We start from the raw sequence: 12,218 nt of genomic DNA, 5'->3' as shown, positions 1-12,218 counted from the left end.
GGCCGGTGACGCCGATCGCGGCACGCACCGCCTGCGGGTCGGCGGCCAGGTCGTGGCCCGCGACCTGGGCCTGCCCGCCGTCGGCGGAGATGAGAGTGGAGAGGATCTTGACGACGGTGGTCTTGCCGGCGCCGTTCGGGCCGAGCAGCGCGAAGATGGACCCGGCCGGGATGCGCAGGTCGATCCCGTCGAGGACGAGCTTGTCGCCGTAGGACTTGCGCAGGCCGACGGCGGAGACGGCGGCGGGTGGCCGCGGACCAACCGGGCGACTGGATGTGGGCATGACAGAAGACGCCATGGAGCCCTCCCATGTGAAGGCTTCGGAGGTGAGGTGACTGAGGTGAGGTGACTGGAGAGAAGTGGGGCGAGTGCGGGGGACCGGTGCTCAGACCCGGGCGCGGCGCACGTCGATGTTGCCCCAGCGGGTCCGGGCGCGGATCGTGACGGTGTCCTCGGTCTCCGCCGGAGGCCCGGAGTCGGCGAGGGCGTTGCGCACCTGCCCGCGCTCGGAGCTGACGTCGAGCCAGGCGGCGGTACCCTCCCGGACGCCGACCTCGATGGCGCCGAACGAAGTCCCCAACTCCACCTGCCCCCGCGCGACTTCGGCGACGCGCAGAGCGCCGTGGGCGGTGGTGGCCGTGACCGAGCTCCCGGCGCATTCGATGTCGATGTCGCCGAGGGCACCGCTCACCCGCAGGTCACCGGTCACGGTGCCGACGGTCGTGGTGCCGTGCGAGTTCTTCAGTACGGCCGGACCGTGGACGGTGCCGACGCGCAGACTGCCGGTGCTGGTGGTGATCTCGGATACGCCCTCGACCCGGTCGACCCTGATCGAGCTGTGGGAGACGGTCATCCGGAGCGGCCCGGTCGTATCGAGGCGGACGTCGCCGCCCGAGGTCTTCACCCGGACCTCACCGAGCCGCCCCTCGCCGAGCACCTGGGTCCAGGACCCGGTCACCTCGGCGTGCGAGCCCGCGGGCAGGTCGACCGTCACATCGACGACGCCGGTGGACCCGACGAAACGGCGCTCCTTCGTCCTGATGGTCAGGACGCCACTCGCGTAGCTGACCTCGGTCTGCTCGGCGGCCCGCACATCCTTGTCCCGCTTCGGGTCGCCGGGCCGCACCTCGACGACGGTGTCGAGGCGGTCGCTCGCGGTGAACCGGAGCGAACCGGCCCCCACGTGGGCGGTGACCGAAATCGGTTCGGGAGTGTCGAAAGAAGGCATGGCTGTACCGTCCTCATGAGTCCTGGGAACGTCCCCGCTGGTGGGACGTGGTGTGGGCGAAGTGCTGTTCTTGGTGCCGTTCTTTGGGGCGCGGGCGCGGCTAGCGCACCCAGCCCGTGAAGCTCTGTCCGACGGCGCGGGTCTTCTCCGTCGTGCGGGGGCGCGCGCCGCCCTCGACCGCCGCCGACACGGCCCGCACCAACCAAGCGTTGACCGACAGGCCCTCACGGCTCGCGGCCTCCTCGGCGCGCGCCTTGAGATGGGCCGGCAGACGCAGATTGACGCGGGCGGTGCCACCCTCGTCACCCTCGGCGGGCGCCTGCGCCATGGGCGGTTCGACGGGCGCGGCGGCCGCTTCCGTGATGCCGCCGTCGGTGGGCGGCAGCGTCACCACGAAGTCGGGGTCCAGCCCGCGCAGCCGTACGTCGACCGAGCCGGGGGCGAGTTCGAGGGTGATCTCGTCCATCGCGGCGGAGAGCACCTGGAGCATGGTCAGACGAGTCGCCGACTCCAGAGGAGCGGTGAGCCGCTCGGCCAGCTCGCGGGCATCGTCCCCGCCGGCTTCGGCGGCCACCGCGAGTTCGCGGCGGAGGGTGTCGACATACGGGGTGAGGTCCATGACGCCATGATGGCATCACTATGGCGCCATGTGCAAGCCCGTATGGCGCCGTGCAGTGGACGGATGTATGGATCGCCTCTCTGACCTGCGGAAATGTGGCGAGGTGGGCTGGGGTGTGGTGGTGCTATGCGTGCTCACGCGCCCCTTGGGAACGTGAAATGGCACCGGATGGCGCCAGATGGCATCACGTGGTGCCACCTGGCGCCATCCGGTGCCATGGGGGGAGGTCGAGAGGAGGGACGGCCCGCCGCCCGTCCGGCGGCCGGGCGCCGTGGCCGGAAGGCCGGGTCGCCTTCGCGGGTCAGCGTCGCCGTAGCGGCAGGCCGGACCGCCCTCGCCCTCGTCGGCCAGCTGTGCGGGGGCCCGGAGGCCGGACGGCCCTCGCCGGTCAGCTGTGCCGTGGTGGCAGGCCGGACCACGCCGGGGCCCGAAAGCCCGACCGCCTTCGCCGGTCAGCTTTTCGCCGGGGCCCGGAGGCCGGACCGTCCTCGCCCTCGTCGGTCAGCCGTGCGGGGGCCCGGAGGCCGGACCGCCCTCGCCGGTCAGCTGCGCCGGACTAGAAGACCGGCACGCCCTCGCGGGTCAGCTTCCAGTCCACCGAGCCGAACCGCGACACATCGATCGTCCCCTTCGCCTGCACCCAGGCGATGATCGTGTTCCGGATCTCCTCGGAATTGGCCCACACCTGCTTCGCGGAGGCCACATGCGGGAAGTTGCCGCCCCCGCTCGCCCGGTAGTTGTTGACCGCCAGCACGAACTGCGCCTTCTCGTCGATCGGCTTGCCGTCGAAGCTCAGACCGACGATCCGCGAGCCCGGCGCCTTCGCGATGTCGATCTCGTACGTCAGCCCGCCGACCGCGTCGTAGTTGTAGTCCGGAGTGCCCGAGGCGTTGGTCAGCTTCGCGGGATCCACATCGCCGCCCGCCGGCGTCTGTACGTAGTAGCGCGCCGAGAACTCCAGGTACTCCTTCAGCTGGGCACCCGTCAGCACCCGCGCCTCCAGCGTGTTCTCGAACGGGTACAACCCCGCCACCTGCCGGATCGTGACCTCCCCGGCCGGGATCGCCGCCGTCCGGGAGAAGCAGGACGCCTGCGAGAGCACCGGCAGGTCCGCGTACGCCGTCCCCGCCAGCGCCGCCTTCACCGTCTCCGACTGCACATGGTTGATGAAGTCGATGATCGGCGCGTCCTTGTAGGGCGCCTCGGCGGCCGTCATCGCCGCCGAGCAGGTGCCGATGACCTGGTTCACATAGCCGACGACCTTCTTGTGCTCGGCGTCGAGCAGCCGCACGATCCGCGGGTCCTCCTCGACCGCGTTGGAGTTCAGCACCTTCGCCGACACCGACGCCACCTGCCAGCGGCCCCGCTCCCACGCCACCTCGATGTCGAAGAGGGTGAGCCGCTGACCCCACTTGAGCGGCTCCGACAGCACGACCTCACGTCCGGTCTCCTTGTTCACCACCCGCGACTCGGGTATCTCCACATGCGCGTGGCCCACCAGAATCGCGTCGATCCCCGCCACCTTCTCGGCCACCAGCGCCGCCGCGTTCTCCACGTACGGCACCTGATCGCCATAGCTGGACGTGCCGCTGGTTCCCGAATGCGCCGAAACGATCACCACATCGGCGCCCATCGACCGCAGCCGCGGCACCCACTTCGCGGCCTGCTCCTCCAGGCCCGGGAAGGTCATCTTCCCCTGCACATTGGCCTTGTCCCAGATCGCGATGCCCGGATTGGTCAGCCCCAGCACCGCCACCTTCACATCCCGCCCGAACGGGGTGCGCAGCCGCGTCATCCAGTACGGCGCGAAGGCGGGCCGCAGCGTCTTCGCGTCCAGCGCGTTCGCCCCCAGCAGCGGGAAGTCGCACTGTTCCTCGAACTTCCGCAGCACCGGAATGCCGTAGTTGAACTCATGGTTGCCCAGCGCCGCCGCGTCGTAGCCGATCGCGTTCATCGCCCGCGCCATGGGATGCACCGGGCCGCCCGAGCCCGTGATCGGATCCACCTTGGCGTAGTAGTACGACAGCTGGGTGCCCTGGACGGTGTCGCCCGCGTCGATCAGCAGCGTATTGCGGCGCCCCTTCTCCGCGCGGACCTGGTCGACCAGCGTGGAGACCTTCGCCAGGCCCACATCGTTGTGCGCCGCGTCATCGAACTCCGCATCGGTGAAGTAGTCCCAGTTGAAGACGTTGCCGTGCAGATCGGTCGTGCCCATCACGGTGAAGGCGTACCGCTTCCGACGACCGGAGGGGCCCTGGTGCCCCCGGGTCTCGGCGGCCGCGGCGGAGGCCGAGGCCCCGGCCAGCGCGACCCCCGCGCTCGTCGCCGCCGAGCGGCCCAGGAACGTCCTACGGTTGAGCGGCATCTCTTGTCTCCCCATGTGGTACAGGCCCTTCGACCGGGCACAACGCGCGTAGATTCTGACGCAGTGGTAACCCCGCGCACCACCCCCGGCAGGTTGCGATCAGGTTGCCGCCCAGCGCGCCACCCGAGCCGCCCGGCACCCTTGACGGACGTCAACGCTCTGAGGACCGGTCGAACGAGAGGCGCGCGTCGCCGTGTACGCCGCCTGTGCCGCCTGCGCCGAGGGCGGAAGAATCCTCCTCGTCCGGTGGGCCGGTCCTCCTTGCCCGGTGGGTCGGTGCCGCCCGCCGTACGCTCCGAACGCCGCCCCGCGCACACCCGCCCCCCGACCCGCACCCGCCCGACGCCCGCCCCGCGCACATCCCTCGTGCGCCCACCCAGGAGCCGCCGTGAACCAGCCGGACCAGCCCGCCCAGCCTGCTCAGCCCGCCCCGCCCGGCCGACCGCCGCAGCCCGCCGCCGCCCCCGTGCCCTACGGCACCCCCGACGCCCCGCGCGTCGCCGTCCTCGGCGAGGCACGCCTCGAAGTGGACCCCGAGATCGCCCGGCTCACCATCACCGTCAGCGCCCGCGGCACCGACCGGCGCGCCGCGCTCGAGGACCTCACCCGCCGCAACAACCACGTCCTCGACCTGGTGAAGTCCTACGGCGAGGCGGTCGAGAAACTGGAGACCGGCTCCTTCTCGATCACCCCGGAACTGGCTCCCAAGGGCCGCCATGAGCGCGTACGGGCCCATCACGGCCGGGTGCACCTCACCGTGACCCTCGCCGACTTCACCGTGCTGGGCGAACTCACCACCCGCCTCGCCGACCTCGAACTCACCCGCGTCGACGGCCCCCGGTGGGGGCTGCGCCCCGACTCGCCCGCCCACGGCCGGGCGCGGCAGCAGGCGGTGCGCGAGGCGGTGCGGCGGGCCCGCGAGTACGCCGGAGCGCTCGGCGCCCGGCTGGTCGCGCTCACCGAACTCGCCGATCTCGAAGCGGACCAGGGCCCGCTCCAGCCCGTGGCCGTCGCCTCCCCGCGCGGCCGGTCCGCCTACCGCGGCCCCGAACCCGACGCCGTGGCCGCGCTCGACCTCGAACCGCAGCGCCAGACGGTGTACGCGCACGTCAACGCCCGCTTCACGATGACCCCTCCGGAGCTGTGAACCGCCCTCCGCAACGCTCATCGGAGCACCCCCGTGCACGTTTCATTAGTTGTCAACGACCTGCCATCCAAAGGCCATGGAGGAGTGTGGACTTCCCGGTTCTTTACTCGCTGGTAAGTCATAGGCTCGGCACCATGCGCCGAGCAAAAATCGTCTGTACTTTGGGACCCGCCACCGACTCGTACGAGCAGATCAAGGCACTCGTCGAAGCCGGAATGGACGTGGCCCGCCTCAACCTCAGCCACGGCACCTATGCCGAGCACGAGGAGCGTTATCGGCGAGTGCGCAAAGCCTCGCTGGAAACCGGCCGCAGCGTCGGCATCCTCGCCGACCTTCAAGGCCCGAAGATCCGGCTCGGCCGCTTCCGTGAAGGTCCCGTACTCCTTGAACGCGGAGACGAGTTCACCATCACCGTCGAACCCGTCGAGGGCGACCGGTTCCGCTGCGGCACCACCTACGAAGGGCTGGCCGGCGACGTCAGCAAGGGCGAGCGCATCCTCGTCGACGACGGCCGTGTCACCCTCGAGGTCGTCGACGTCGACGGACCCCGGGTGCACACCATCGTCATCGAGGGCGGGATGGTCTCCGACCACAAGGGACTCAACCTCCCCGGCGTCGCGGTCTCCGTCCCCGCGCTCTCCAAGAAGGACATCGAGGACCTGCGCTGGGCGCTGCGCACCGGCGCCGATGTCATCGCCCTCTCCTTCGTCCGCAACGGCAACGACGTGGTGGACGTCCACCGGGTGATGGACGAGGAGGACCGCCGGCTCCCCGTCATCGCCAAGATCGAGAAGCCGCAGGCGGTCGAGAACCTCGAGGGGATCGTCGACGCCTTCGACGGCATCATGGTCGCCCGTGGCGACCTCGGCGTGGAGATGCCGCTGGAGCAGGTGCCGATCGTCCAGAAGCGCGCGATCAAGCTGGCCAGGCGGAACGCCAAGCCGGTCATCGTCGCCACCCAGATGCTCGACTCGATGATCGACAGCTCCCGCCCCACCCGGGCGGAGGCGTCCGACGTGGCCAACGCGGTCATCGACGGCACGGACGCGGTGATGCTCTCGGGCGAGACCAGCGTCGGCAAGTACCCGATCGTCACGGTCAAGACCATGGGCCGCATCGTCGCCGCCGCCGAGGAGGACATCCTCGCCAAGGGCCTCTCCCCGCTCACCGAACGCAACAAGCCCCGCACCCAGGGTGGCGCGGTGGCCCGCGCGGCGGCCGAGATGGGGGACTTCCTCGGCGCCAAGTTCCTCGTCGCCTTCACCCAGTCCGGCGACACCGTCCGCCGCCTCTCCCGCTACCGCTCCCCGATCCCCCTGCTGGCCTTCACCCCGGAACCGGGCACCCGCTCCCAGCTCAACCTCACCTGGGGCGTGGAGACCTTCCTCGGTCCGATGGTCAACTCCACGGACGAGATGGTGGCGCAGGTGGACGAGGAACTGCTGCGACTGGGCCGCTGCCGCAAGGGCGATCTCGTCATCATCACCGCCGGCTCCCCGCCCGGCGTCTCCGGCTCCACCAACCTGGTCCGCGTCCACCACATCGGCGCGGACGACCTGAGGTAACCGAACCTCGCTCCCTGGGGGCCGAAGTACTGGGCTCAGTACTTCGGCCCGACGTGTGCGTCCATGAGGGCGACGGAGGCGCGGCGGGCGACGGAGATGTTCCATGCGTTGGTCTGCCGCCATGCGACACCGAGCTGATCGAGCGTGTCGGTGAAGAGTCTCCGGATGTCGTCGGACTTGTTGGTGAAGAAGTACCGGGGGTACTCATAACGCCTGCGTTCCCCGCCGACGATCTTCGTCGTCCAGTTGGTGATCCGGCAGCCGTCGGAGTGCACCAGCCCTCGGACGAACTCCCAGGGGTGGGTGCTGACGATCTCCTGCTGCCAGGGCTCCAGCGCTATGACGCGATCATGCTTCTTGCCCGGTCCATGCTGGGGAAGCAGGCACGGCCAGTGTTTGCTGTAGCCGGTCACCATGACGCACCCCTGCCGCTGGACGCGGTAGACGCTGTTGTCGGGCCGGACGGCGCGCATCGCCTCCGCGCAGGAGTCGATGAGGCCCGGCCAGGCATCCGCACAGGCGATGCGCAGGAAGTGCAGGCCCTTTCGCAGCGGACTGACGCAGCCGTCACCGAGGTAGAGCCCGAGCAGATAGACGTAGGCGGCGGGGTCCTCCAGCGCGCGTGGTTCGGGCGCGCACCTGGGACAGTCCGTTGTGCGGCGGATGGGCTCCAGCCGCATCGTCCATGCCCGGATCGCGTACCGGGATATCCCCGTCTGTTTGCTTACGGAGTTGAGGCTGCGCCCTTGGCGAACCAGGGCGAGAACGCGTTTGCGTGTTTCCAGGTCGTACATACATGCGAGCGTGACCGTGACGCACCCGATGGGCGTCCCTTCGAAGGATTGTTCACCTTATCGAAGGAAGATCCCTGATTCGCATTGTGACCTTGGGAATGAAGGAAAAGGTGCCCCGAGTGGGATTCGAACCCACACTGTCGGTGGTTTGAGCACCGTCTCTCTAACCGTTGGAGTACCGGGGCCTTACGAATCGAAGGCGGCGGTGCCCCCTCCGTGCTCCAACCATACAGGAGATGGGTAGGCTCGTGGTGGCCCACCTGCCAGGAAGACGAGGAGCACAGTGAGCACCGCTGACGCCCCCGACGCGCAGTCGCACGTCCCACCGCAGACAACCCGCGTCGTCATCGCCGAGGACGAGGCCCTCATCCGCCTCGACCTGAAGGAGATGCTCGAGGAGGAGGGGTACTCCGTCGTCGGCGAGGCGGGCGATGGTGAGACGGCCGTCGCGCTCGCCCAGGAGCACCGCCCCGACCTCGTCATCCTCGATGTGAAGATGCCGGTCCTCGACGGCATCTCGGCCGCCGAGCGGATCGCGGGCGACCGTATCGCCCCCGTTCTGATGCTGACCGCCTTCTCCCAGCGCGAGCTGGTCGAACGGGCCCGGGACGCCGGGGCGATGGCGTATCTGGTGAAGCCGTTCAGCAAGAGCGATGTGGTTCCGGCCATCGAGATGGCCGTCTCCCGCTTCACCGAGCTGAAGACGCTGGAGCAGGAGGTCGCCGACCTCTCCCAGCGGCTGGAGACCCGCAAGCTCGTGGACCGGGCCAAGAGCATCCTGCAGACGCAGTACGGGCTGACCGAGCCCGCCGCCTTCCGCTGGATCCAGAAGACCTCGATGGACCGCCGGATGTCGATGCAGCAGGTGGCCGAGGCCGTGATCGAGGACGCGGCGGAGAAGAAGGCCGCCAAGGAGCAGTAAGGAACAACAAGAGGAACAAGGAAGGGCCCGCACCGCCGACGTCCGGCGGTGCGGGCCCTTCCTTGTCCTCGCGGAGAACCGGCTCAGTCCTCGCCGAGATACGCCTTGCGCACCGACTCGTCGTGCAGCAGCGCTTCCCCCGTCCCCGACAGCACGATCTTGCCGATCTCCATCACATGGCCCTGGTCGGCCAGGGACAGGGCCGCCTGCGCGTTCTGCTCGACCAGCAGGATCGTGGTGCCCTGGGCCTTGAGTTCGGCGATGGTGTGCATGATCTTCTGCATCATGATCGGCGAGAGGCCCATCGAGGGCTCGTCCAGCATCAGCAGCTTGGGGCGGGACATCAGTGCCCGCCCCATGGCGAGCATCTGCTGCTCGCCGCCGGAGAGGGTGCCGGCCGCCTGGCCGCGGCGTTCGCCGAGGATGGGGAAGAGGTCGTAGGCGCGTTGGATGTCGGCGGCTATGCCGGCCGCGTCCTTCCGGAGGAACGCCCCGAGCTGGAGGTTCTCGGCGATCGACAGCCGTGGGAAGATGTGCCGCCCCTCGGGCGAGTGGGCCAGCCCGAGGGCGACGATCTTGTGCGCCGGGACGCCCTTCAGCGGTGTGCCGTCGAAGCGGATCTCCCCGCCGAGCGGCTGGAGGAGGCCGGACAGGGTGCGCAGCGTGGTCGTCTTGCCCGCGCCGTTGGTGCCGATGAGGGTGACGACCTGGCCGGCCTCGACGCTGAACGAGATGCCCTTGACGGCCTCGATCTTGCCGTAGGCGACCCGCAGGTCCTCGACCTCGAGCAGTGCGGTCACTGTCCGTCCTCCGTACGTGCTGTGGTGCCCCGCTGGGCCTCGTTCCGCGCGGCCCCGGGATTCGCGGCCCCGGGATTCGCGGGTCCGCCATCCGTGGCCCCGGCTTCCGTGGACCCGCTGTCCGTGGCTCCGCCATCCGTTGGCCCGGCCTTCGCGGCTCCGGCCTCCGCGGCCGTGACCTCGGCGGCCTCCTCCGCGCCCGGTGCGCCCTCGAAGGGGGTGCCGAGGTAGGCGGCGATGACGCGTTCGTCGCTCTGGACGACGTCCGAGGTGCCTTCGATGAGCTTCTGGCCCTGGACGAGCACGGCGACCCGGTCGCAGAGGTTGAAGATGAAGCGCATGTCGTGCTCGATGACGAGCACGGCGGTGCCCATGTCCCGGATGGCGAAGACCAGTTCCTCGGTGGCGCGGGTCTCCTGGGGGTTCATTCCGGCGGTGGGCTCGTCCAGGAGCAGCAGCCCGGGGTCGCTGGCGAGGGCGCGTGCGATCTCCAGCTTGCGCTGTTCGCCGTAGGCGAGGTTGCGGGAGAGGTGGTCGGCCTTGTCGGCGAGGCCGGTGAATTCCAGCAGTTCCATGGCGCGGGCCTTGGAGGCGGCCTCGGCGCGTTTGAAGCCGGGGCCGCGCAGGAGGGCGGACCACAGCCCCTCCTTGGTGCGGGTGTGGCGGCCGACGAGGACGTTTTCGAGGACGGTCATGTTGGCGAAGAGCCGGATGTTCTGGAAGGTGCGGGCGATGCCCGCCTGGGTGACGAGGTGGGGTTTGGGCGGCAGGACGGTGCCCTGGTAGGCGACGTTGCCTTCGGTGGGGACGTAGAGACCGGTGAGGCAGTTGAAGAAGGTGGTCTTGCCCGCGCCGTTGGGTCCGATGAGGCCGACGATCTCGCCGGGGTGGACGTCGAGGTCGACGGAGCGTACGGCCGTGAGTCCGCCGAAGCGCATGGTGACGCCGGTGGCGGTGAGCACGGGGGAGGTCGTGGTGGTGGTCATTTCTGTCATGCCTCCGCCTTGGTGACGCCGACGGCTCCGTCCTTGAGCCCGGTCGCGCCGGGGACGTCGAGCTGGCCGGTCTCGTGGTACTCGAGCTGCTGCCGCCGGTTGGGGACGATCCCTTCGGGGCGGAAGCGCATCAGCAGGATGAGCGCGATGCCGAAGGCGAGGAGCTGGTAGTCCTGGAGGAATTCCAGCTTCTTGGGGATCAGGTAGAGCAGGGTGGCGCCGAGCAGCGGGCCGCCGATGGTGCCCATGCCGCCGAGGATGACGGCGGCGACCAGGAAGGTGGAGTTGGGCGGTACGGGGCCGGCGAAGACGTACTGCTCGGGGACGACGGTGGACTGGAAGTGGGCCCATACGGCGCCGGCGACTCCGGCGAGGGTGGCGCCGAGGGCGAAGGCGATGAGCTTGACCCGGAATCCGTTGATGCCCATGGCGGTGGCGGCGGTCTCGTCCTCGCGGATGGCGACCCAGGCGCGGCCGATGCGGGAGTTGCCCGCGCGGCTGAAGATGAGTACGACGAGGATGGTGACCAGCAGCATCAGCAGGTAGTAGTTGCCGTTGGAGTCGAGGGTGAGTCCGGCGAAGCTGTGGTCGTCGTTGAAGTTGAACCCGAAGATCTCCAGCGGGGGGATGTTGGGGATGCCGTCGGGGCCGTTGGTGACGGAGGGGCCGGAGGTGCCGTCGAGGTTCAGCATGGCGAGACGGAAGATCTCTCCGAAGCCGAGGGTGACGATGGCCAGGTAGTCGCCGCGCAGTCGCAGGGTGGGGGCGCCGATGACGACGCCGAAGATCAGCGAGACCACGCCGCCGATGATCACGGCGGCCCAGAAGGGGAACTTGACGTCGATGGTCGAGGCGGCGGCCCCGGAGACGAGGGCGGCGGTGTAGGCGCCGACGCCGAGGAAGGCGACGTAGCCGAGGTCCAGGAGACCGGCGAGGCCGACGACGATGTTCAGGCCGAGGGCCACGGTCGCGAAGATGGCGATGTTGACGCCGAGTTCGGTGAAGCTGGACTTGTCCTGGAAGAACGGGAAGACGATGGCGGTGATCAGTGCCGCGACCAGGGTGGTGGAGCGGTAGGCGGTGGTGAGTTCGCTGATCCGGCTGACGAGTCCGGCCTTGACGAGCGCGACGGCGGTGAAGCCGACGGCGATGAGGTAGCCGAGGAACGGCTCGGGGTGGTCGGCGTCGGTCTGGATGCCGTAGTTGACCACGTAGAGGCCGGTGGCGAAGACCGCGGCGATGATCAGGATCTCGGCCCAGGAGGGGAGCTGCTTGGGGCGGCACAGGGGGCGGGTGTCGTCCGGGAGCAGGAAGGTGGTGGCCACCGGGGCGGCGGTGACCAGGGCGGCGATCCAGCCGCCGGGTTCCAGGTTGACCATGCCGCCGAGGTCCACGGCGATGGCGATGACGGTGAACCAGGTGACGGCGAAGGTGCCGAGGGCCAGCAGCCGCAGGGCCTGGGTGGAGCCGCTGGGGGTGAGCCAGCGCAGGCCCTTCAGGCCGAGGGCGGCCAGGGCGAAGACGGCGGTGACGATGCCGAGGACGAGGGTGAGGAGCTGGAGTCCGCCGGGGTAGCCGTAGACGGTCAGGTCGCCGGGGAATTCGGCGGTCCAGGTCCAGGCGAGGAAGGTGGAGGCGACGGCGGCGACGCCGCCGGCGGCGGTGAGGGCGCGGAGCCAGGTGGTGCGCGGGGCGGTGGTGCCGGCCTCGGTCGTGTGTGCGGTGCCGGTCTCGGCCTCGTGGGCGGGGGTGGGCTGGGTCTTGTCGGTGGTCATCGGTTCAC

The 12,218-nt window shown here is 69.7% G+C and carries 11 protein-coding genes and 1 tRNA gene; 3 read left to right on the top strand and 9 right to left on the bottom strand.

All coding sequences use genetic code 11. The annotated features are described in order from the left end of the window. The 4 genes from AXW62_RS13400 to AXW62_RS13385 form a co-directional block, all read right to left on the bottom strand. The coding region (locus tag AXW62_RS13400; RefSeq protein ID WP_159060871.1) for an ATP-binding cassette domain-containing protein at window positions 1–283 on the bottom strand (283 nt) is incomplete at its 3' end. Window positions 284–385: 102 nt separating this feature from the next. Beyond that, a complete protein-coding gene (locus AXW62_RS13395) occupies window positions 386–1,228 on the bottom strand; it encodes a DUF4097 family beta strand repeat-containing protein (protein WP_060944724.1) in 843 nt (280 codons plus the stop codon). A gap of 100 nt (window positions 1,229–1,328) precedes the next feature. Further along, the gene (locus AXW62_RS13390; protein WP_060944723.1) at window positions 1,329–1,847 is read right to left on the bottom strand and encodes a toxin-antitoxin system HicB family antitoxin; all 519 of its coding nucleotides are present in this window, start codon (window positions 1,845–1,847) and stop codon (window positions 1,329–1,331) included. Between the two features lie 556 nt (window positions 1,848–2,403). Beyond that, complete coding sequence (locus AXW62_RS13385; protein WP_060944722.1) at window positions 2,404–4,212, bottom strand: bifunctional metallophosphatase/5'-nucleotidase; 1,809 nt, start codon at window positions 4,210–4,212, stop codon at window positions 2,404–2,406. 388 nt (window positions 4,213–4,600) lie between these two features. On the opposite strand from AXW62_RS13385, the gene AXW62_RS13380 reads away from it, so the two are divergent. Together AXW62_RS13380 and pyk are read left to right on the top strand one after the other, a co-directional pair. Continuing rightward, the gene (locus AXW62_RS13380; RefSeq protein ID WP_060944721.1) at window positions 4,601–5,359 is read left to right on the top strand and encodes an SIMPL domain-containing protein; all 759 of its coding nucleotides are present in this window, start codon (window positions 4,601–4,603) and stop codon (window positions 5,357–5,359) included. A 134-nt stretch (window positions 5,360–5,493) separates the two neighbouring features. Continuing rightward, entirely contained in the window at window positions 5,494–6,924 is a 1,431-nt protein-coding gene (gene pyk / locus AXW62_RS13375) for a pyruvate kinase (protein ID WP_060944720.1), read from the top strand. A gap of 35 nt (window positions 6,925–6,959) precedes the next feature. Here pyk and AXW62_RS13370 read toward each other — a convergent pair whose 3' ends face one another. Together AXW62_RS13370 and AXW62_RS13365 are read right to left on the bottom strand one after the other, a co-directional pair. Next, window positions 6,960–7,718 (bottom strand): hypothetical protein, encoded by a 759-nt coding sequence (locus tag AXW62_RS13370; RefSeq protein WP_060944719.1) that lies wholly within the window; start codon window positions 7,716–7,718, stop codon window positions 6,960–6,962. 111 nt (window positions 7,719–7,829) lie between these two features. Further along, a tRNA-Leu gene (locus tag AXW62_RS13365) sits at window positions 7,830–7,903 on the bottom strand. Window positions 7,904–8,001: 98 nt separating this feature from the next. Between AXW62_RS13365 and AXW62_RS13360 the strand changes: the two genes are divergently transcribed. Then, entirely contained in the window at window positions 8,002–8,640 is a 639-nt protein-coding gene (locus AXW62_RS13360) for an ANTAR domain-containing response regulator (RefSeq protein WP_060944718.1), read from the top strand. Between the two features lie 83 nt (window positions 8,641–8,723). On the opposite strand, the gene AXW62_RS13355 is transcribed toward AXW62_RS13360, so the two are convergent. From AXW62_RS13355 to AXW62_RS13345, 3 genes are read right to left on the bottom strand one after another with little or no spacing between them, the layout of a single operon-like run. Beyond that, entirely contained in the window at window positions 8,724–9,440 is a 717-nt protein-coding gene (locus tag AXW62_RS13355; protein ID WP_030840810.1) for an ABC transporter ATP-binding protein, read from the bottom strand. Continuing rightward, on the bottom strand, window positions 9,437–10,435 hold the full coding sequence (locus AXW62_RS13350; protein WP_060944717.1) for an ABC transporter ATP-binding protein: 999 nt from the start codon (window positions 10,433–10,435) through the stop codon (window positions 9,437–9,439). The genes AXW62_RS13355 and AXW62_RS13350 overlap by 4 nt, the downstream gene beginning before the upstream one ends. After that, window positions 10,432–12,210, bottom strand: coding sequence for a branched-chain amino acid ABC transporter permease (locus AXW62_RS13345; RefSeq protein ID WP_060944716.1), 1,779 nt, complete (start codon window positions 12,208–12,210; stop codon window positions 10,432–10,434). Before AXW62_RS13345 ends, AXW62_RS13350 begins: the two co-directional genes overlap by 4 nt. Window positions 12,211–12,218: the final 8 nt, after the last annotated feature.

The organism is Streptomyces hygroscopicus subsp. hygroscopicus (assembly GCF_001553455.1).
In the GTDB taxonomy this organism is placed as follows: domain Bacteria; phylum Actinomycetota; class Actinomycetes; order Streptomycetales; family Streptomycetaceae; genus Streptomyces; species Streptomyces hygroscopicus.
The sequence above is the reverse complement of the archived record's forward strand: the minus strand, read 5'-3'. Positions and strand labels throughout refer to the sequence as shown.